This window comes from Dermabacter sp. p3-SID358 (genome assembly GCF_025147465.1).
Classification (GTDB): domain Bacteria; phylum Actinomycetota; class Actinomycetes; order Actinomycetales; family Dermabacteraceae; genus Dermabacter.
Genome location: NZ_JALXOZ010000005.1, coordinates 61,881 through 81,174, shown reverse-complemented (window position 1 = coordinate 81,174; position 19,294 = coordinate 61,881). Strand labels below are relative to the sequence as shown.

Annotated in this window: 19 protein-coding genes; 8 read left to right on the top strand and 11 right to left on the bottom strand. The window is 63.7% G+C overall.

Annotated features, from left to right (window positions below; translation table 11 throughout):
• The first annotated feature begins 18 nt into the window (after window positions 1–18).
• Window positions 19–1,506 (top strand): DEAD/DEAH box helicase, encoded by a 1,488-nt coding sequence (locus M3B90_RS03815; protein WP_259888706.1) that lies wholly within the window; start codon window positions 19–21, stop codon window positions 1,504–1,506.
• A gap of 21 nt (window positions 1,507–1,527) precedes the next feature.
• Here M3B90_RS03815 and M3B90_RS03810 read toward each other — a convergent pair whose 3' ends face one another.
• Both M3B90_RS03810 and M3B90_RS03805 read right to left on the bottom strand, forming a co-directional pair.
• Complete coding sequence (locus M3B90_RS03810) at window positions 1,528–2,877, bottom strand: hypothetical protein (protein WP_259888705.1); 1,350 nt, start codon at window positions 2,875–2,877, stop codon at window positions 1,528–1,530.
• Window positions 2,878–2,883: 6 nt separating this feature from the next.
• On the bottom strand, window positions 2,884–3,735 hold the full coding sequence (locus M3B90_RS03805) for a PHP domain-containing protein (RefSeq protein WP_259888704.1): 852 nt from the start codon (window positions 3,733–3,735) through the stop codon (window positions 2,884–2,886).
• A 72-nt stretch (window positions 3,736–3,807) separates the two neighbouring features.
• On the opposite strand from M3B90_RS03805, the gene M3B90_RS03800 reads away from it, so the two are divergent.
• The 4 genes from M3B90_RS03800 to M3B90_RS03785 are packed head-to-tail and all read left to right on the top strand — an operon-like array spanning window position 3,808 to window position 8,449.
• The gene (locus M3B90_RS03800) at window positions 3,808–5,340 is read left to right on the top strand and encodes an aminopeptidase P family protein (RefSeq protein WP_259888703.1); all 1,533 of its coding nucleotides are present in this window, start codon (window positions 3,808–3,810) and stop codon (window positions 5,338–5,340) included.
• Window positions 5,337–6,656 (top strand): magnesium transporter MgtE N-terminal domain-containing protein, encoded by a 1,320-nt coding sequence (locus M3B90_RS03795; protein ID WP_259888702.1) that lies wholly within the window; start codon window positions 5,337–5,339, stop codon window positions 6,654–6,656. The genes M3B90_RS03800 and M3B90_RS03795 overlap by 4 nt, the downstream gene beginning before the upstream one ends.
• A gap of 5 nt (window positions 6,657–6,661) precedes the next feature.
• On the top strand, window positions 6,662–7,324 hold the full coding sequence (locus M3B90_RS03790) for a DUF1003 domain-containing protein (protein WP_259888701.1): 663 nt from the start codon (window positions 6,662–6,664) through the stop codon (window positions 7,322–7,324).
• Between the two features lie 6 nt (window positions 7,325–7,330).
• Entirely contained in the window at window positions 7,331–8,449 is a 1,119-nt protein-coding gene (locus M3B90_RS03785; protein ID WP_259888700.1) for an Mrp/NBP35 family ATP-binding protein, read from the top strand.
• Window positions 8,450–8,484: 35 nt separating this feature from the next.
• Here M3B90_RS03785 and M3B90_RS03780 read toward each other — a convergent pair whose 3' ends face one another.
• Window positions 8,485–8,925, bottom strand: coding sequence for a twin-arginine translocase TatA/TatE family subunit (locus tag M3B90_RS03780; RefSeq protein ID WP_259888699.1), 441 nt, complete (start codon window positions 8,923–8,925; stop codon window positions 8,485–8,487).
• A gap of 133 nt (window positions 8,926–9,058) precedes the next feature.
• Here M3B90_RS03780 and M3B90_RS03775 point away from each other — a divergent pair, with 133 nt between their 5' ends.
• Window positions 9,059–9,724: an O-methyltransferase gene (locus M3B90_RS03775; protein WP_259888698.1), complete on the top strand. Its 666-nt coding sequence runs from the start codon at window positions 9,059–9,061 to the stop codon at window positions 9,722–9,724.
• A gap of 52 nt (window positions 9,725–9,776) precedes the next feature.
• Here the strand turns inward: M3B90_RS03775 and M3B90_RS03770 are convergent, their stop codons facing one another.
• From M3B90_RS03770 to dapE, 3 genes are all read right to left on the bottom strand, one after another.
• On the bottom strand, window positions 9,777–9,947 hold the full coding sequence (locus M3B90_RS03770; RefSeq protein ID WP_083476037.1) for a DUF3117 domain-containing protein: 171 nt from the start codon (window positions 9,945–9,947) through the stop codon (window positions 9,777–9,779).
• Between the two features lie 98 nt (window positions 9,948–10,045).
• Window positions 10,046–10,792 (bottom strand): TIGR00730 family Rossman fold protein, encoded by a 747-nt coding sequence (locus M3B90_RS03765; RefSeq protein WP_259888697.1) that lies wholly within the window; start codon window positions 10,790–10,792, stop codon window positions 10,046–10,048.
• Window positions 10,793–10,802: 10 nt separating this feature from the next.
• Window positions 10,803–11,894 (bottom strand): succinyl-diaminopimelate desuccinylase, encoded by a 1,092-nt coding sequence (dapE, locus tag M3B90_RS03760; protein WP_259888696.1) that lies wholly within the window; start codon window positions 11,892–11,894, stop codon window positions 10,803–10,805.
• Between the two features lie 69 nt (window positions 11,895–11,963).
• Here dapE and dapD point away from each other — a divergent pair, with 69 nt between their 5' ends.
• A complete protein-coding gene (dapD, locus tag M3B90_RS03755) occupies window positions 11,964–12,914 on the top strand; it encodes a 2,3,4,5-tetrahydropyridine-2,6-dicarboxylate N-succinyltransferase (RefSeq protein WP_259888695.1) in 951 nt (316 codons plus the stop codon).
• Window positions 12,915–12,916: 2 nt separating this feature from the next.
• Window positions 12,917–13,843 (top strand): hypothetical protein, encoded by a 927-nt coding sequence (locus M3B90_RS03750; RefSeq protein ID WP_259888694.1) that lies wholly within the window; start codon window positions 12,917–12,919, stop codon window positions 13,841–13,843.
• A 27-nt stretch (window positions 13,844–13,870) separates the two neighbouring features.
• On the opposite strand, the gene M3B90_RS03745 is transcribed toward M3B90_RS03750, so the two are convergent.
• From M3B90_RS03745 to typA, 5 genes are read right to left on the bottom strand one after another with little or no spacing between them, the layout of a single operon-like run.
• Window positions 13,871–15,217, bottom strand: coding sequence for a citrate synthase (locus M3B90_RS03745; RefSeq protein ID WP_259888693.1), 1,347 nt, complete (start codon window positions 15,215–15,217; stop codon window positions 13,871–13,873).
• Window positions 15,218–15,247: 30 nt separating this feature from the next.
• A complete protein-coding gene (dapC, locus tag M3B90_RS03740) occupies window positions 15,248–16,393 on the bottom strand; it encodes a succinyldiaminopimelate transaminase (RefSeq protein ID WP_259888692.1) in 1,146 nt (381 codons plus the stop codon).
• 19 nt (window positions 16,394–16,412) lie between these two features.
• Window positions 16,413–16,745, bottom strand: a complete 333-nt coding sequence (fdxA, locus tag M3B90_RS03735) for a ferredoxin (protein ID WP_055089530.1) — start codon at window positions 16,743–16,745, stop codon at window positions 16,413–16,415.
• Window positions 16,742–17,218, bottom strand: a complete 477-nt coding sequence (locus M3B90_RS03730) for a hypothetical protein (protein ID WP_259888691.1) — start codon at window positions 17,216–17,218, stop codon at window positions 16,742–16,744. Before M3B90_RS03730 ends, fdxA begins: the two co-directional genes overlap by 4 nt.
• 15 nt (window positions 17,219–17,233) lie before the next feature.
• Entirely contained in the window at window positions 17,234–19,150 is a 1,917-nt protein-coding gene (typA, locus tag M3B90_RS03725) for a translational GTPase TypA (RefSeq protein ID WP_259888690.1), read from the bottom strand.
• Window positions 19,151–19,294: the final 144 nt, after the last annotated feature.

The window sequence follows — 19,294 nt, the reverse complement described above, 5'->3', positions numbered from 1 at the left end:
GGAAAGTAGAACCGCAACGTGACTGACAACCAGACTTTCGCCGACTTCGGCGTGAGTGAGGACATCGTCTCCTCACTCGCCGACAACGGCATTACGACCCCCTTCCCAATCCAGGCCATGACCCTTCCGATTGCCCTCAAGGGCAGGGACATCATCGGCCAAGCGAAGACCGGCACGGGTAAAACCCTTGGCTTCGGTATCCCCGCCCTCGAATCGGTGAAGCGCGACATCCCCGAGACCGACTCGGCCTTTGGCAAGGCGCAGGCCCTCATTGTCGTCCCGACTCGCGAGCTCGCCGTACAGGTGAGCAGCGACCTTCAGACCGCAGGTAAGCGCGGAGGAGCGCGCGTACTCACCGTCTACGGAGGTCGCTCGTACGAGCCGCAGATCGAGGCGCTCAATAAGGGCGTTGACATTGTCGTGGGCACTCCCGGCCGCCTGATCGACCTCATGCGTCAGAAGTATCTCGATCTCTCGCACGTGAAGGTCGCGGTGCTCGACGAAGCTGATGAAATGCTCGATCTTGGCTTCCTTGAGGACGTTGAGAAGATCCTCAAGGCAGTCCCCGCAAAGCGCCAGACCATGCTCTTTTCGGCCACGATGCCCGCGCAGATCATGGCGCTCGCGCGTCGTTTCATGACGCATCCCACGCATATCCGCGCCCACGATCCAGGCGATACGGCCCGCACGAAAGCCGACATCACGCAGGTCGTGTACCGGGCGCATCAGCTCGACAAAATCGAGGTTCTCGCGCGCATCCTCCAGGCCGAGGGCCGCGGGCTCACGATCGTGTTCACGCGCACGAAGCGCGAAGCCGACCGCACGGCACACGATCTCGAAGCACGTGGTTTTGCCGCCGCTCCCCTGCACGGTGATCTCGGCCAGGGCGCGCGCGAGCAGGCGCTGCGCGCTTTTCGCACGGGCAAGGTCGATGTCCTCATCGCGACCGACGTCGCAGCGCGCGGAATCGACGTTGACGACGTCACCCACGTCATCAACTACACCGCTCCTGAAGACGACAAGACCTTCCTGCACCGCACCGGTCGCACCGGCCGCGCTGGCAAGCGCGGTACGGCCGTGACGTTCGTCGACTGGGAGGATCTCGCCCGCTGGGCGCTCATTGCACGCCAGCTAGGCCTCGAATCGACCGAGGCGCGCGAAACCTACTCCACCTCGCCTCATCTTTTCAGTGACCTCAACATCCCCGAGGGCGCGAAGGGCACGCTCCCAAAGGAAAAGCGCACGCGTGCCGGCCTCGATGCCGAAGAGATCGAAGATCTCGGCGGCCCTGATCCGCGTAGCCATCGTGGCGCTCACGGTCGCCGCAAGAGCCGCGGTGAAGGTCGCGGGCGCGGCGGTAGCCGTCGCGGTGACCGCGGTCGCGGAAACAAGGACACAGCCGAGCACGGCGCGAAGGCCGAGGGCGAAAAGACGCCGCGCAAACGCCGTCGCCGCTCGCGCACACGCCGCATCAACGGCCAGGTCGTCGAGCGCAAGAACGACTAGAGGGCAACGCGACTTTCGCGTTTAACCGCAGTTCGCGATCTCGGCGCGTTTACTCGCGAGCCACGCCGTAAACTCGCTCGGGTCGAGCGCGGCCTTCTCACGAGCTTCGGGGAGGGCCGCGCGCACCGCTTCGGTGTGAGGCACGATCGAAGCGGGTGCCGATTCGATGTGATTGAGGTCGATTTCACCGTCGGTCGCAAGGTTTAAGAACGCAAGGTAGGCCGCAAGGTTCTCTTCGCTCGCCTCGGTCAAGGAGCCGCACGGTGAAATGAACTGGCTCATGCCAAGCGCCGCCGCGGTTTGCACAAGACTGGGCCTGTTCGAGGGCAGCGCCTCGCGATCGCTCGGATCGACGAGGAGCGTCGCCGTCGACACATCGGATTCGACGAATCGATGCGTGCCCACGACGCTCGGGATCATGTCGCTCGGCAAAAGCTCAACTCCGGGAGCAAGCTGCGCTTGGAGCCTCGTGAGCGAGGTCGCGAAGGGATGAGGTGTGCACACCTTGGGCTTCTCCCCCGCGCAGCTCGCTTCAAACGCAGTCTCAACGGGCTGTACGCGGCCGTCGTTGGAGATCCCTCCCGCGAGCGCAAGCACCGCCACGAGCACGCCTCCGCTCGCCCACGTGAGTGAGCGTTCGCCAATCGCGGGCACGATGATGCCCACGCCGAGCCAGAGGAGCGCCCGCAGCGCCGCGCTCGTGAGGGTGGGCTCGTAGAAAAACCACGGCGTATCGACGTAACCGCCGAGGATCGGAAGGGCAGCCGAAGCTCCAAACAGAAGCGTCCACCAGGCGATCAGGTAGGCGATGACCCCCGCGAAAAGGATCGCGAGCGTGTTCTTAATGAGAAGGGCGAGCACGGCTCCGCCGAGAGCAAGGCTCGACACGAAAGCCCACGTTCCGATACCCCACAGCAACCACAAAAGCACGTTGATCGCGCTCGCATCGCCCACGCCCCACCACGCAAAGCTCAGCGCGAACACCACGAGAGTCGGAACGAAGGTAAAAACCGCACCCCACAGGATCGATGCGATCACGACGGCTGGCGAGATTGGCCGAGACACGCGTCCCGTTCCCCGCTCGAGCCAGTTGCGCTTTTCTTGCGCCTCTTCCGCTGCTCGCTCGGCAAGGCTCCGCCAGGCAAATACGAGTGCCCCGGCGACGCTCGCGATGAGGCACGCGATGTTTTGTGTGGCAACAAAGGCACTCGGTCCCCAGCCGATCCACACGTTCGATGTCACCGCAAGAGCGAGCGCGATAAGCGCAAAAGTCACGGCTACCGTGGGGACCGAAACCGAGGGTTTGCCGATGATCACCCGCACCATTTCACGAACATCATCGGTGCGCTGAGCCCGCTGAGAGCCTGCCATCGCCACTCACAGCCTTGCCGACGTTGCCTCGAGAATGCGCTCAAGGCTCTCTTCGCTCGTCGTGTTTTCGCCGAGACGATTGGGTTTGCCGCTCCCGTGATAGTCGCTTCCACCCGTGACGATAAGGCCCCTCTCGTGCGCGATTTCCACAAGCGCCGCGCGTTCGGCCTCGCCGTGCTCGCGATGGAATACCTCGAAGCCATCGAGTCCGGATTCGACGAGCTCTTGGCAGGCGTCGGAACTGAGCCCCTTACCGCGCTTAACTGTCATGAGGTGTGCACCCACCGCAAGGGCTCCGGAGGCGTGGATTCCGGCAATCGCCTCGGCAGCTTCGAGTGCACGGTAGGGCACGTAGTAGGGCGAGTGGGGTGCGAGCATGGTCTCAAAGGCTTCGGCGCGTCCCGTCACTACGCCTGCGCGTGTGAGGGCATCGGCAATGTGGGGTCGTCCGACGCTTGCCACGCTCACGCCGCGGCCACTCGCGATCTCGAGCACGGCCTCCCACGTGATGGGGAAATCTTCGCCGAGGCGTTCAACGATGTGCTGGGCTCGCTTTTCACGCGAGTCGCGAACTTCGTTGAGCTTGAGTGCAAAATCAGAACCCGGCGCGGGTGTATTCCCGAGAGCGAGGATGTGGATGCTGCGCCCGTGGTGTTTTGCGGAAACTTCCATTCCAGGAAGGAGCCCGAGTCCCGCGCTCGATGCTGCCTCGCGTGCTTCGGCGATGCCGCGGTCGGTGTCGTGGTCCGTGAGGGCGACGATATCGAGACCGGCGAGGCGTGCCTGTTCGATGAGCGCGGTCGGTGTTTCCGTGCCATCGGAAACCGCGGAGTGGGTATGAAGGTCAGTTGCGCGCATCGTTCTTCCTCTCACACCTCTCGCTGAGCGGCCCGGGTGGCTCTTAGTGCTCCCCCGTGAGAATATCGGAGGGTGAGTGAGATCAAGAATTCAAAGTCCAGCGCCGCTGAAACCACCGACGATCTGAAGTCGAGGGGCGATACCCGCAGCCAGCGCCCCACGAGCCAGGCTTTCCTCGACTTCCTCACCCAAGGATGGGATGAGACGAGGCCACCGTCAGGCCGCCGCGCTGTTGCCGACTACACACCCGCGAGGCGCGATTGTCTCGTGGAGACGATGCCCGCAACCCGCATGGTGCTGCCCGCAGGTGGTCTCAAGGTGCGCAGCAATGACTGCGACTACCAGTTCCGCCCCCACACGGCGTTCGCGTACTACTCGGGCCTTCGTACCGATGAGGAGCCCGATTCGGTGTTCGTCGTTGAGCCCGATGCCGACAATCCTGGCAAAAGCCGCGCGACCTACTTCTTCAAGCCACGGTCGGGCCCCGAAACAAACGAGTTCTTCGCTGATTCGCGCTATGGCGAGATGTGGGTGGGGCGCCGCCCCACCCTCGAGGAAGTTGAAGAGCAAATCGGCGTGCCGTGTCGCCACATCGACGATCTTCGCGACGCGCTCGCGAAAGATCTCGGCGATAAACTCGACCTCGCCGTGATCGAGGGCGTCGATGAGCGCATCGACTCGCTCGTCGCCGAGCTGCGCGAGCAGAACGGTCTCGAAGGCGGCGAGAAGGCTCACACCGTCAATAGCTTCCTTGAGCAAAGCGCATCCGAGTCGCGCGTCGTGAAAGACGCGTGGGAGATCGAGCAGATGCGTCACGCCGTCGCAACGACCATCAAGGGATTCCACGAAGTCGTGAGGAACTTCCCCGAGGCGATCGCACACGAGCGCGGTGAGCGCGTCGTGGAGACGGTTTTCAACCGCACGGCACGCGCCGACGGCAATGGCGTGGGTTACGACACGATCGCGGCCTCGGGGCCGAATGCGTGCACACTCCACTGGGTGCGCAATAACGGCGCAGTCAAGGAAGGCGACCTGATCCTCATCGACGCGGGCTGCGAGGTCGACTCGCTTTATACCGCGGATGTCACGCGCACCCTGCCCGTAACCGGCACGTTCACCGAGCCGCAAAAGAAGGTCTATCAGGCCGTCCTCGATGCCGCCGACGCTGTCTTCGCCGTCGCGAAGCCAGGCATGAAATTCCGTGATCTCCACGCAACCGCGATGGAGGTCATCGCGGATCGCCTCGACAAGTGGGGACTCCTTCCCGTGAGCGCCGAGGAATCCCTGAGGCCCGAGGGGCAGTATCATCGCCGCTGGATGGTGCACGGCACGAGCCACCACCTCGGCATGGACGTCCACGATTGTGCGCAAGCGCGACGCGAGATGTATCTCGATGCGACGCTCGAGGAAGGCATGATTTTCACGATCGAGCCCGGCCTCTATTTCAAGGAGAACGATCTTCTCGTTCCCGAGGAGCTGCGCGGAATCGGTGTGCGTATTGAAGACGACGTGCTCGTGACGAAGGACGGCGTCGAGAACCTCTCGCAAGATCTCCCTCGCGAGATCGACAAGATCGAGGCCTGGATGGCGGAGTTGCTCAAGTGAGCACGCACGAGCGCTTTTTCGCCGCGCGCCTTGCCGGCACGGGTTTGTTCGACCCGCTCGGCGACCGCATCGGCAAGGTCCGCGACGTCGTTCTGGTGCCGCAGGAAACACAAACCGCACGCGCAGTTGGTCTCGTGGTCGAGGTTCCGGGCAAGAAACGCATCTTCTTGCCCATCACGAAGGTCACCTCGATCTCGACCGGCCAGGTGATTTCCGACGGCTCCCTCAACATGCGTCGATTCGAGATGCGCAAGAGCGAGATCCTCGCGGTCGGCGATCTTCTCGATCGCAAAGTGGGCCTCGTTGACGGCACGGGCGAGGCGTTCGTCGAGGATGTCGCGCTCGAGCAGGATCAGATCTCCCAGGAATGGGAGATCACGAAGCTGTACGTGCGCCGCTCGAAGGCGAAAAACGCGCTCTCGAAGCTCGTGGGGCGAAACGAAACGTTCACGGTGGGCATCGACGACGTGCGCGGTCTCTTCGGCACGCAGGCCGAGCAGTCCGCACAGATTCTGCTCGCGTCATATTCGGATCTCAAGCCCGCTGATCTCGCGGATCTCATCCAGGAGATGGAGCCGAAGCGCCGCGCCGACATCGTGCGCGACCTCTCAAACGAGCGCCTCGGCTGGGTTCTTGAGGAGCTGCCCGAGGACACGCGCGTCGAACTCATGCAGGGTCTCGAGTCGGAGCGCGCCGCGGACATCCTCGACGCGATGGACCCTGACGACGCTGCTGACTTGCTCCAGGAGCTCCCCGAGCCGATGGGGCAGGATTTGCTGACGCGCATGGAGCCGGAGGAAGCCGAGGACGTTCGTCGCCTCCTCGCGTACGACGAATACACTGCGGGCGGCCTCATGACGACCGAGCCGCTCATCGTCGCGCCCGAGACCCCGGTCGCACACTGCCTCGCCCTCATTTCCCGCGAAGAGATCTCCCCCGCGCTCGCGTCCATGGTGTACGTGTGCCGCCAGCCGCTCGAGACTCCCACGGGCACACTCCTCGGCGGCGTGCACTTCCAGCACTTGCTTCGCGAGCGCCCGGAGCGCCCCGTGGGTGAGATCATCGACCAGGATCAGGTGACGATGGCCCCTACGAGCCATCTCCATGACGTCACGCGTGAGATGGCGACGTACAATCTTGTGTCGCTTCCCGTGGTGGACCAGGACTCCCGGCTTTTGGGATCCGTCACCGTCGATGACGTTCTCGACCACGTTCTTCCCGAGGATTGGCGCGAGAGCGACGAGCCCGTCGCGACGACGACCGGACAGATTGACCTCACGGGGATCGCGAAGGCCATTTCGGATCAGGAGGGGTGAAAGCGATGGCACGCAGCAAGAAGAAGCGCCCCCAGCTCGACGACCCGGCTCGCACAAAGCGCGGTCTTTTCCGCGTGTTTTCGAGGCGCCGCCCGAAGGACGAAAACAACGACGGTTTCGGCCGCATGGCCGAGGCGATCGCACGGTTCATGGGCACTCCCGCTTTTCTCGTGGGGATGACGATCTTTTGTGGCGTGTGGCTCGGCTGGAACACATTCATGCCCGAATCGATCCAGTTCGACCCCCGCGCGCTTAACTTCACGCTTCTCACGCTGATCCTCTCGCTCCAGGCGTCCTACGCCGCTCCCCTCCTGCTCCTTTCTGATAACCGCCAGGCCGACCGCGACCGCGTTCAGGCCGAACAGGACCGCCAGTCGAACGAAAAGGCACACGCGACCACCGAGTTCATCACCCGTGAGATCGCGAGCCTGCGAATCGCGATGGCGGATGTCGCCACCCGCGACTACGTGCGCGGCGAGCTTCGCGACCTGCTCGAAGAGATCCAGGCCGGCGACGACGACCCGGCATCGGACACTGATATCGGCGACGGAACCGACCCCATCGAGCCTTCGCCCGACCATTCTCATTTGCGCTCGCTCATCCGCGAGGACATCCGCGCCGTACTTCGCGAGGAGCTCGCGCAGATGAGCGCCGAATCCGGTAAGTGAGTCGCGGTGGCCGCTGATCTCACGTCTCAGGTTCATTCGGCGCTCACGCGCGTCATCGACCCGGATCTTGGCCGCCCCATCACCGACGTCGGCATGGTCGAGTCGGTCGAGGTCACGGCAGAAGGCGTAGCGCTCATCCACCTCGTGATGACAGTCGAGGGCTGCCCCATGCGCTCGCGCATCGAGAAGGATGCCGCTGAGGCTGCCTCTCGCGTTCCGGGCCTCACGGAGGTGCGAGTCACCTCGGGTACGATGAGCGAGGAGCAGCGCCGCGCTCTTGTCGAGGAACTGCGGGCGCAGCGCCGCGAGGTGCCGTTCAATAAGCCCGGCTCCCTCACGCGGGTCATAGCGGTCAGCTCGGGCAAGGGTGGCGTCGGAAAATCCACCGTGACGGCGAACCTTGCCCTTGCCCTCTCGCGCCTCGGTTACAGCGTGGGCGTACTTGACGCGGATATTCACGGTTTTTCGATGCCCGGCATGTTCGGCGTCACGACGCAGCCGACGCGCGTCAACGACCTCCTCATGCCGCCGATCGCCCACGGCGTCAAGGTCATGTCGATCGGCGTTTTCGTGCCCGAGCATCAGGCGGTTGTGTGGCGCGGCCCGAAAATGCACCGCGCGATCGAGCAGTTCGCGACGGATGTATTCTGGGGCGATCTCGATTTTCTCCTGCTTGATCTCCCGCCAGGCACGGGCGACGTCGCCATTTCCGTCGCGCAAGTATTGCCCACTGCGGAGCTTCTCGTCGTCACAACTCCCGACTCGGCCGCGAGCGGTGTCGCCTCGCGCATCGGCTCACTGGCGCGCTCCACGGAGCAGAAAATTATCGGAGTCGTCGAGAACATGAGCTGGCTCAGCGTCGAGGGCGGCGAACGCCTCGAGATCTTCGGGGCGGGCGGCGGCGAGCGAGTCGCGTCCCAACTGAGCGACGATCAGGGCTCGGAAGTTCCGCTGCTCGGTCAGGTTCCACTTTCGCAAAACGTGCGAGAGGGGTCCGACGCTGGCGAGCCACTCACCGCTTCCGAATCCTCAAGCGAGGCGTACGAAGCGTTCATGCACATCGCCGAGAAACTCGCGAAGCCGCGAGGTCTTGCGGGCCGAAAGCTCCCGCTTTCCCTCGCGTAAAAGTGCGCAATTCCTCTGAGACCTGCGGCACCGAGCTATGTGGCCTCGGGGTCAAACGGAGTGCCGTCGGGCACCTTCGCATCCGCATTGCTCGCGCTCGACTTACTACTCGAAGAGCCCTTGGCTGCAGCGCCCACGCTTGCGACCGCGGCAGACGTGGCGCTCGTGGAGCTCTTCACGGCATCGCGGAAATCGTTCACGTCATCTTCGAGGCCGGTCGAATCCCACGCCTCGCGGATGATCTTGCGAGGATCGTATTGGCGCGGATCGTACTTCTTGAGGTCGTCGACCGCGATGCCCATTTCGTCTTCGATCGAAGCGCGCGATTCATCCGCCCATTTGCGCAGGTCACGCACCCAGTGGATGACCTTGCGTGTGTATTCGGGGAGTCGCTGCGGACCAATAAGAATGACGAAGAGCAGGGCGATGATGAGGAGTTCCCATCCTCCGAAGGTGAGGAAGACCTCTTGACCCATCGCCGTGCCTACCTTGTCTCGTTTCGGTCCCCTAAATGGTGCTCCGCCATTATTGCACGCACGAGTGGGAAACTCGCGCGGCCTGGCCTAAGCTGGAGTGCCACGAAATTCACGGCAAGAAAAAGGAGTGGGCATGGCAACGGGCAAGTTGGCGAGCTGGGCGCTCAGCGAGGAATTCCTCGACGAGGAGCGGCTCTTCGCCGTGCCCGACGTGTGTGAGCGGGCGCGCGAGCGCGGCAGCGCGATTGGTCTTCCACCGGTTCTCGCGGGATCGGCCGCACACGCGCGCAGCATCGTCGCCCTGCTCGGGGCGCGCGCGATCGTGCAGGTGGGAGCTGGTGCAGGTGCCCTCAGCCTCTACCTCGCGAGCGCAATGGGGTCCGACGCCACCCTCACGGCGATCGATCCCGAACCTGAAAACGTGCGGCTCGTGCGCAAAGCGTGCGCGGAAGCCAAGATCCCCGAGGCGCGCGTGCGCACGATTAATGCTCGGGCACTTGAGGTCTTTACGCGGCTCACGCGCGGCGCCTACGACATGATCGTCGTCAATGCGGACGAGCGGGATCTGGGTCTGCTCGTCGAGGCATCGCTCGAGGTTTTGCGCCCGGGTGGGGCGCTCCTCGTCATGAATGTCATGCACCACGATCGGCTCGGCGATTTTTCTGCACGTGATCCGCAGACGGCGCACATTAGGGAAGTCGTGGCCGCGCTCAAGGAGCGCGACGATCTCGTGCTGTCAATGTCGCCCGCGGGCGACGGGGTGCTCACTGCCGTGAGGAAAAGCTTCTCTGAACGGTGAGAGGGGATTGTGAGGGAATAACCCCCACAACCTCGATGCAATTCGGGGAGAGTTAGGCGGGAACGACCTTGTTGAGGGCATCGCGCAGATCGCGCGCTTCGTCTGCCGAGATCTCGACGACGAGACGACCGCCCCCCTCAAGCGGGACTCGCATGATGAGGCTCCGGCTCTCTTCGGCCACTTCGAGGGGGCCGTCGCCCGTACGAGGCTTCATCGCTGCCATGATCGTTCGCCCTTTCTTTGGCAATGGATCTACCGCTTCCATTCTCCCACTACCATTCATTTGTTCCTGGGAGAGCGTGAAACACGCGTTGTGAGCAGCTATTCCATTTCGCGCTTCAGAACCTCGAGGACCTCATCGGCGGTATCAACGATGTTGATGAGGTCCGTGTCGCCGGGAGAAATGTACCCGTATTCCTGCTGAACGGTCTGCTCGAGCCACGCCACAAGCCCGCTCCAGTACTCGCTGCCCACGAGGATGAGCGGGAACTTTTTGATCTTGTGAGTCTGGATAAGGCAAAGCGCTTCGAAGAGTTCATCAAAGGTTCCGAATCCCCCCGGGAACGCCACGAACGCCTGCGAGTACTTCACGAAGCATGTTTTGCGGGTGAAGAAGTACCGGAAATTTACGCCGAGCTCAACGTAGTCGTTCATCCCCTGCTCGAAGGGAAGCTCGATCCCGAGCCCCACGCTCGTGGTGCCCGCCTCAACCGCACCGTGATTGCCGGCCTCCATGATGCCCGGGCCGCCGCCCGTGATCACCGCGAGGCCCATCTCGCCTATGCGCTTCGCGACCTCGCGCGCGAGCTCGTAATGCGGGTGATCGGGCTTGGTGCGCGCGCTCCCGAAGAGCGCGACTGCCGGACCGAGCTCGGCGAGAGCTCCGAAGCCTTCAACGAATTCCGATTGGATGCGCATAACGCGCCACGGATCCGTGTGGACCCAGTCGCCTTTCTCGGCGTTCTGGAGGAGGCGCTGATCGGTGGTTTCGGCGGGGCGCTGCTTGCCGCGGAGGAACACGGGGCCCTTTCGGTAGTCGCTCAATGAACCGCGATGATGTTTTTTCATGATTTCCACGTTAGCGGAGGAACCGCTCAAGAGACTCGTAACACTTTGTGAGGGCAGCCGTCGGAATAAATTCCCCATCCGTGTGGGCGAGAAGAGGGTCGCCCGGCCCAAAATTCACCGCGGGGGTGCCGAGCGCGCTAAAGCGGGCAACATCTGTCCACCCTTGCTTCGCCTCCACGCTCACATCGTCGCCGAGGGCAGCGAGGAAGTCGCGCGCAGCGGGGCGCGTGAGACCGGGAAGGGCCCCGCCCGAAGAATCGGTGACCTCGATCTCGAGGTCAAGGCCTGCGAACACCTCTTCGACGTGTGCGAGAGCCTCGGCTTCAGTCACGTTCGGCGCGAAGCGGTAGTTCACGAGCATCGAAGCACGATCTGGGATGACGTTCGTCGCGATACCACCCTCGATCGCCACCGCGTTGAGACACTCGCGGTAGAGGAGCCCGTCGATCTCGACATCCTTTGGCACGTATTCGGCGAGCCGTGTGAGCGCTCCGACGAGACCATGAATCGCGTTCTTCCCGATCCACGCACGCCCAGAATGCGCGGCGACGCCCTGCGCCGTGAGCCGCACGCGCAGCGTGCCCTTGCAACCGGCCTCTACTCCCCCGTTGGAGGGTTCACCGAGAATCGCAAAATCCGCCTCGAGCAGCTCGGGCCGCTCGCGTGCGAGGCGAGTGAGCGAATTGAGGCTCGCATCGACCTCCTCATGATCGTAGAAGATCCACGTGAGGTCGTGGCGGGGATTATCGAGTGCACACGCAAGCGCGAGAAAAACAGCGACGCCGCCCTTCATATCGCACGCTCCGCGGCCGATGAGCCGTTCCTCACCCTCGACCACCTCAAGGCTCGAGGGAAGATTGTTCGCAACCGGAACGGTATCGAGATGGCCCGCGAGAATCACGCGCTCAGCGCGGCCCGCGTGTGTGCGCGCGATAACCGTGTCTCCGTCGCGGATGACCTCGAGGTGAGAAGCAGAGCGGAGGGTCGTCTCGACCCTGTCCGCAAGGAGCGACTCGTTCCCCGAGACAGACTCCGTATCGACGATTGCTCGGGTGAGTGCGGTGAGACCCGCATCGAGGGGAAGGATTGTTGTGTTCGCCATGTGCACAAGCGTAGAGGTTTTCGGCGTGCTCTAACGAAAAGCAAAGCAGTGCGCTATAGCCTTTGAGCCATGACAGAGAATACAAGCGCATGGGGCATCGGCCTCGCGACGATCGCGGCCAACGGCACGACCCTCGACACGTGGTACCCGGCTCCCGAGCTCGGAAGCGCCCCCGAGAACCTCGAAAGCCATCCCCTGACCGCGACGCTCGCGAAGGCCGCTCGCGAGGATGCCGCACGAGGCACTCGCCAGGAAGTCGTCACTCGCGCGATCTTTCTTGACGAACCGCCGCACGACGCACCCGATGCGTATTTGCGCCTGCACCTTCTTTCGCACCGCCTCGTGAAGCCCAACGAGCAGAATCTCGAGGGGCTGTTCGGTGCTCTCACCAACGTTGTGTGGACTTCAGAGGGTCCGTGCGCCGTTGACGGCTTCGAGGAGACGCGACTTCGCCTCATCAATGAGGGCCGCCGCCCGACCGTCTACTCGATCGACAAGTTCCCCCGCATGGTCGACTACGTCGTCCCCGAGGGCGTGCGCATCGGAGACGCCGGTCGTTTGCGTCTCGGCGCACACCTCGCAAGCGGTACGACTGTCATGCACGAAGGTTTCGTCAACTTCAATGCGGGCACCCTCGGAACGTCGATGATTGAAGGTCGAATCTCGCAGGGCGTTGTTGTGGGCGACGGCTCCGATATCGGAGGCGGCGCCTCCACCATGGGCACGCTTTCCGGCGGTGGAACGGAGCGCGTGCGCGTCGGCGAGCGCTCGCTCGTGGGGGCGGAAGCGGGCGTCGGCATCGCCCTCGGCGACGACTGCATCGTCGAAGCGGGGCTCTACGTTACGGCAGGAACGAAGGTCACGCTCATCGACGGTGAGGAGCGCTCGGTCGTCAAGGCCCGCGAACTCTCCGGAGTGCCGAGCCTCTTGTTCCGCCGCAACTCGCAATCGGGCGCAGTCGAAGCCGTCTCGCGATCGGACAAGCGGGTTGTGCTCAACTCCGATCTGCACGCGAACTAACGATGGCAAAACGCCAGGCGCTGTCCCGTGTGATCATCCCGTTCACGCTTCTCGCCGTCTTTCTCGCGGTCGTGGGCGGGAGTTTTGCCGCGCTCACATTCTTTGACGGCGGCCAGCGCACCGGACGATGCACGGCAAGTGGGTTCGAGACTGAGCGTTCGTATTCGACCGAGCAAACTCTCAACGCGGCGACGATCACCGCGATCTCAATCGATATGAGGCTCCCTCCACGCGCGGCGTCGATCGCCCTCGCGACGGCCTACCAGGAGTCGAAGCTCAAGAACATCGATTACGGCGACCGCGACTCTGTAGGCCTATTCCAGCAGCGCCCTTCGCAGGGGTGGGGCACCGAAGAGCAGATCATGGATCCGGTCTACGCCTCAACGGCCTTCTACGAGAAGCTCGCGAAGGTCAAAGGCTACGAGAAGATGGAGATCACGGTCGCGGCACAGAAAGTGCAGCGCTCGGCTTTCCCCGACGCCTACGGGGATCACGAATTGGAGGGGCGCCTCTTCGCCTCGGCCCTCACAGGCCAAAGCGGCCCCGAACTCGAGTGTGACCTCGCCCTCGCCGGAGGCCCCGCGCATCCCGAAAACGTGCGCAAGGCTCTCGCGCGCGAGTTCCCGCGTTTGACCGAGTCGGGCGAGGTCTCGAGCTCTCTCGGTTCGGCAGGGAAGGACTCGCCGGACGGAGCGGGGGCGACGACGGTGGTCATCCGCCCAGGCGATGAGCGGCGCGGCTGGGCGCTCGCCAACTGGGCCGTCGCTCACGCCGCGAGCGAAAACATCGTGGGCGTCGACTACAGGGAAAAGCGTTGGGATCGTTCGCGCCACGTGAGTAAAGATTCCTCGCAGTGGAGTTCCGATGCGACGGGCGGCGATAGCACCAACAACGACGCAGTCGTGATCTACTTCGCGAAGGGTGCGTGATTCGCGAGGCTTCGCCCGCGTGCGCGACTACTTCTTTTCCTCGCGCGCCTTGAGCTCCTCGTGGAGGTCGTGCAACAGCAGTTCCGACGTCCCTGTACGCTCCTCGAGCGGCACGTAATCTCGCTGCTCCTCACCCGTGTAGATCTGGCGTGGGCGCATAATCTTCGTGTCGGGATCCGCGATCGCTTCTCGCCACTGGGCGATCCAACCCGGAAGCCGGCCGATCGCGAACAGCACCGTAAACATGTGCGTGGGGAAGCCCATCGCCTTGTAGATGATGCCCGTGTAAAAGTCGATGTTCGGGTAGAGATTTCGTTCGATGAAGTAATCATCGCGAAGCGCGATTTCCTCGAGCTTCATCGCGAGCTCGAGGCGCTCGTCGTGAACGCCGAGGCGTTCCAACACCGTGTCGGCGATCCCCTTCACGAACTTCGCGCGCGGATCATAGTTTTTATACACGCGGTGCCCGAAGCCCATGAGCCTGGTCGAGTCATCCTTGCTCTTGACTTTCTCCATGAACACGCGTGGATCCTGACCGGTTTTGCGCAGGTCATCGAGCATATGCATGACGCGCGTGTTCGCGCCGCCGTGCGCGGGCCCCGAAAGCGCGGCGACCCCGGCCGAAATTGACGAGAACAGATCCGCACCGGCCGACCCCACGAGCCGCACTGCCGTTGCCGAGCAGTTCTGCTCGTGGTCGGCGTGGAGAATGAAGAGCTGCTCGAGCGCGCGCACCACGACGGGGTCGGCCACGAAATCCTCGACGGGGAACGCAAACATGAGCCGCAGGAAATTCTGCACGAGGCTCAGCGAGTTATCGGGATACATGAGCGGCTGACCGTTCGCGACGCGGTGCGCGTAGGCCGCCATCGTGGGCATCTTCGCAAGCAAGCGCATGGTCGAGATTCGCACCTGCTCGGGGTCATTCGGGTCGAGCGAATCCTGGTAGAAAGTCGACAGAGCGCTCACGCCCGCCTGCAGCACCGCCATGGGCGCGGCGTCACGCGGGAGCGCGATGAACACGCGCTTGAGGTTCTCATCAAGCAGGGTGCGTTGCTCGATCGAGTGCACAAACTGATCGAGCTGCCCCTTCGTGGGGAGCTCACCGAAGATGAGGAGGAACGCGACCTCGAGGTAGCTCGAGTGCTCAGCGAGCTGTTCGATCGGGTAGCCGCGGTGGCGGAGAATCCCCGCTTCGCCGTCGATGAGCGTAATCGCCGAGGCCGTGGGCGCCGTGTTCATGAACCCCGGGTCGAACGTGACCGCGCCCGTTTCCTCGCGAAGGCCCGCAATTGACACGCCGACGTTCCCCTCGGTCGGTTCGACGATCGGCAGGTCAAGGTTCCGGTCATTGACGCTGAAGTGTGCGGTCATCGTGATCCTTTCGTGTCTCTCGCGGCGCTTCTAGCGTGCCTCGCGCAGCCTCGCGGCGGCACTAGCGATACGTTCGTCGGTCGCGGTGAGGGACACGCGCACGTGGCGCGCGCCCGCCTCGCCGTAAAAGCTACCGGGGGCGGCGAGGATTCCCAATTCTGCGAGGCGCGCAATGCTCTCTTCGCTCGCCTCACCGAACGTCGTCCACAGGTAAAGGCCTGCCTCGGAGTGTTCGATCTTCCCTCCGAACGCCTCGAGAGCAGGGGCGAGGGTTTCACGGCGAGCGCGGTAGATTTCGCGCTGGTGGGAGGCCGACGCCTCCTCGCCGAGCGCCGCCACCATAGCGTTTTGGATGGGACCGGGCATCATGAGTCCGGCGTGCTTGCGAACCTGAAGGAGCTCCCCCACGAGGGCCGGATCGCCCGCGACGAAGGCCGCGCGGTAGCCCGCGAGGTTCGACTGTTTCGAGAGCGAGTACGCGCACAGGAGCCCGGTGAGATCGCCGTCGTTGACGCGGGGGTCGAGGATCGAGGGGGACTCGTCGACCTCCCACGTGAGCGGCGCATAGCACTCGTCGGAGGCGACGATGATGTCGCGCTCGCGCGCCCACGACACGAGCGCACGCATCTCCGAGACGCGAAGAACGGCCCCGGTGGGGTTCGAAGGCGAATTGAGCCACAGGAGCCGCACGTTCGCGAGGCTAGCGTCGGAAACTCCCTCGCCTTCGCCCGCGAGCGCACGCACGTCGAGCGGCACGGGGGTAGCCCCCGCGAGTCGCGCGCCAAGATCGTAGGTCGGGTAGGCGATGTGCGGGAACGCGACCGCGTCGCCCGCACCGATGCCGAGCTGGAACGGGAGGTGCGCGACGAGTTCCTTCGAGCCGATGGTCGGAAGCACGCCGCTCACGTCAAAGGTGGAAGGAGCACCGCGGTGCGTGCGGCAAAACTCGGCGATCGCTTCGCGCAGCTCGCACGTGCCGGCAACCGTCGGATATCCGTGGGCATCGGAAGCCGCGCCCAGCGCTTCTCGCGCGACGACCGGAGTTTCATCGACGGGAGTGCCAACGGAGAGATCGACGATCCCACCAGGGTGGCTCTCGGCCTTCGCACGCGCCGAGGCAAGCGAATCCCAGGGGAAGGCGGGCAGGGACGAAACGAGGGAAGTGCGCGTATTCACTCCCTCATCTTACGGTGCCTCAGCCCTCGAGCGGATTCTCCTGCGGCGGAAGCTTCGCAATGACCTCGTGATCGAACGGCTGCGGGCCGAGCTTCGCGGCACCGCCCGGGCTTCCGAGCTCGTCGAAGAACTCGACGTTCGCGCGGTAGTACTCGCTCCACTGATCGGGGAGGTCGTCTTCGTAGTAGATCGCTTCGACGGGGCACACGGGCTCGCACGCGCCGCAATCGACGCATTCGTCGGGTTGGATGTAGAGCGAGCGCTCGCCTTCGTAGATGCAGTCCACGGGGCATTCGTCGACGCATGCGCGGTCTTTGACATCCACGCACGGGAGGGCGATGACGTAGGTCATGGCTTCACTGTCCTTTCTTCGCGCTTGGTCGCGCGCGCGATGTTTCTGATTTGAATGATCCACACGAGCGCGGCGCCCACGAGGGGCACGATCACGCCGAGGAACTGCGCTACCCAGCCCTGCCACTGTGCTTCGCCGGCGATCTGCGCGGGAACGAGGAGGCCGCCCCCGAGTGACGTGCCCGAAAAGTACATGGCGACAATGGTAAACGCGAGGGCATCGATGAACAGTGCGAGCTTGCGCCCGCTGAGAGCTATCAACCCGCCGGTCGCGATCGCCTGGAAGGCGAGACCGAAAATAAGACCCCAGGGAATCTGCACGCCGCCGACGGTCGAGCGCATACGGTGCGTCCCAATCACCACGAGGCCGCCGAGCACCCCCGCGATCGCTCCGACGACAATTTCCGTCGTGCGCGAAGCCGGCTTGGTGCCATCGACAAAGATGCCACCACCGTTCGGGTCCTTCGAGTTCATGGATTAGTCCCCAGCTCAGGAGTTGCGGGCGCGTGCGCGCGCACGGGCACGCTCGGTGGGATCGAGGACAACCTTGCGGATGCGCACGATCTCGGGCGTGACCTCGACGCACTCGTCCTCAGCGGCGAACTCGAGCGACTCTTCGAGGGTGAGCTTGCGCGGCGGGATGAGGTTCTCGAACGCGTCCGCGGTCGCGGAGCGCATGTTCGTGAGCTTCTTTTCCTTCGTGATGTTGACGTCCATCTCCTCGTTACGGGAGTTTTCGCCAACGACCTGGCCCTGGTACACCTCGGAGGTCGGCTCGACGAAGAAGGAGCCGCGCTCTTGGAGGTTGATCATCGCGTAGGGGGTCACGGCACCCGCGCGGTCAGCAACGAGCGAGCCGGTGTTGCGGAACTCGATCGGGCCTACCCACGGTTCGAAGCCGTCGGCGATCGACGAAGCGATGCCCGTTCCGCGCGTTTCGGTCATGAAGCGCGAGCGGAACCCGATGAGGCCGCGTGCGGGCACGAGGAACTCCATGCGCACCCAGCCGGAGCCGTGGTTGTTCATCGTTTCCATGCGGCCCTTTCGCGACGCCATGAGCTGCGTGACGGTGCCGAGGTACTCTTCGGGAACGTCGATTGTCATGCGTTCGATGGGCTCGCACTTCACGCCGTCGATCTCGCGCGTGAGCACTTGGGGTTTGCCGACGGTCAGCTCGAAGCCCTCGCGGCGCATTTGCTCGACGAGGATTGCGAGCGCAAGCTCGCCTCGACCCTGAACCTCCCACGCATCGGGGCGATCGGTGGGCAGAACTTTGAGGGACACGTTGCCCACGAGCTCGGCGTCGAGTCGATCCTTGACCTGGCGGGCGGTGAGTTTGTGCCCCTTGACCTTGCCGGCGATCGGCGAGGTGTTAATGCCAATCGTCATCGAGATCGCCGGATCATCCACGGTGATGAGTGGGAGCGGGCGCGGATCTTCGAGGTCGGTGAGGGTCTCGCCGATCATGATCTCGGGGATGCCCGCAACGGCGACGATGTCGCCCGGGCGCGCAGTACGGGTCATCGGCTCGCGCGAGAGGCCCTTGGTCTCAAGGAGTTCGGTGACCTTGACGCTCTTAATATCGCCGTGGCGGGTTGCCCACGCAACTTGCTGCCCCTTCTTGAGCTCACCATTTTCAATGCGCAAAAGCGCGAGGCGCCCGAGGAAGGGCGAGGCGTCAAGGTTCGTGACGTGCGCCTGGAGAGGCATCTCGTCGTCGTATTCGGGCGCGGGGATCGACTCGAGGATCGTCTTGAAGAGGGGCTCGACGGTTTCGGAGTCGGGAAGCTCACCATCGGCGGGCTTGTTCACGCTCGCGCGCCCGGCTTTACCCGAGGCGTAGATGACGGGAACGTCAAGAAGCGCATCGAAATCGATGTCAGCGTTGTCCTGGGAGAGGTCTTCCGCAAGGCCGAGGAGGAGGTCGGTCGTCTCATTAACGACCGCGTCGATGCGGGCGTCGGGGCGATCAACCTTGTTGACGACGATAATGACGGGAAGGTTCGCGGCGAGCGCCTTGCGCAGCACGAAGCGGGTCTGCGGGAGCGGCCCTTCCGAGGCGTCTACGAGGAGCACGACCCCATCGACCATAGAAAGGCCGCGCTCCACTTCGCCGCCGAAGTCGGCGTGGCCCGGGGTATCGATCACGTTAATCGTGATGCCTTCGGGGTGCCCGATTTCCGCGGCCGTGGGGCCCGAATAGTGGATCGCGGTGTTCTTCGCGAGGATCGTAATGCCCTTTTCGCGCTCGAGATCGCCGGAGTCCATCGCACGCTCGTCTACCTTGTCGCGTTCACCGAACGCGCCGCCCTGGCGGAGCATGGCATCCACGAGGGTCGTTTTGCCGTGATCAACGTGCGCAACAATCGCGACGTTTCGAAGGTCGGAGCGGTACTGAATGGTCATGGGAGCCTTATCTGTTCGGGATCGGCGGAAGTCTCGTGAGGTGTGGGGGTCCGACGCTTGCCTGGCCCACGCGCGCCCGATTCATGGTAGCGCGTCCTCGCCTATGAGCTACCGCGTGCGGGCTCTCACGTGACGAATAGAAAT

What these genes read in the sequence shown, in the direction of transcription:
- M3B90_RS03730 (WP_259888691.1), bottom strand. Translation starts at nt 17,218, where the DNA reads ATGAACTCGAAGGACCCGAACGGTGGTGGCATCTTTGTCGATGGCACC.
- M3B90_RS03750 (WP_259888694.1), top strand. Translation starts at nt 12,917, where the DNA reads ATGGCAAAACGCCAGGCGCTGTCCCGTGTGATCATCCCGTTCACGCTT.
- M3B90_RS03780 (WP_259888699.1), bottom strand. Translation starts at nt 8,925, where the DNA reads ATGGGTCAAGAGGTCTTCCTCACCTTCGGAGGATGGGAACTCCTCATC.
- M3B90_RS03790 (WP_259888701.1), top strand. Translation starts at nt 6,662, where the DNA reads ATGGCACGCAGCAAGAAGAAGCGCCCCCAGCTCGACGACCCGGCTCGC.
- M3B90_RS03765 (WP_259888697.1), bottom strand. Translation starts at nt 10,792, where the DNA reads ATGAAAAAACATCATCGCGGTTCATTGAGCGACTACCGAAAGGGCCCC.
- M3B90_RS03775 (WP_259888698.1), top strand. Translation starts at nt 9,059, where the DNA reads ATGGCAACGGGCAAGTTGGCGAGCTGGGCGCTCAGCGAGGAATTCCTC.
- fdxA (WP_055089530.1), bottom strand. Translation starts at nt 16,745, where the DNA reads ATGACCTACGTCATCGCCCTCCCGTGCGTGGATGTCAAAGACCGCGCA.
- M3B90_RS03810 (WP_259888705.1), bottom strand. Translation starts at nt 2,877, where the DNA reads ATGGCAGGCTCTCAGCGGGCTCAGCGCACCGATGATGTTCGTGAAATG.
- M3B90_RS03805 (WP_259888704.1), bottom strand. Translation starts at nt 3,735, where the DNA reads ATGCGCGCAACTGACCTTCATACCCACTCCGCGGTTTCCGATGGCACG.
- dapE (WP_259888696.1), bottom strand. Translation starts at nt 11,894, where the DNA reads ATGGCGAACACAACAATCCTTCCCCTCGATGCGGGTCTCACCGCACTC.
- M3B90_RS03770 (WP_083476037.1), bottom strand. Translation starts at nt 9,947, where the DNA reads ATGGCAGCGATGAAGCCTCGTACGGGCGACGGCCCCCTCGAAGTGGCC.
- M3B90_RS03745 (WP_259888693.1), bottom strand. Translation starts at nt 15,217, where the DNA reads ATGACCGCACACTTCAGCGTCAATGACCGGAACCTTGACCTGCCGATC.
- dapD (WP_259888695.1), top strand. Translation starts at nt 11,964, where the DNA reads ATGACAGAGAATACAAGCGCATGGGGCATCGGCCTCGCGACGATCGCG.
- typA (WP_259888690.1), bottom strand. Translation starts at nt 19,150, where the DNA reads ATGACCATTCAGTACCGCTCCGACCTTCGAAACGTCGCGATTGTTGCG.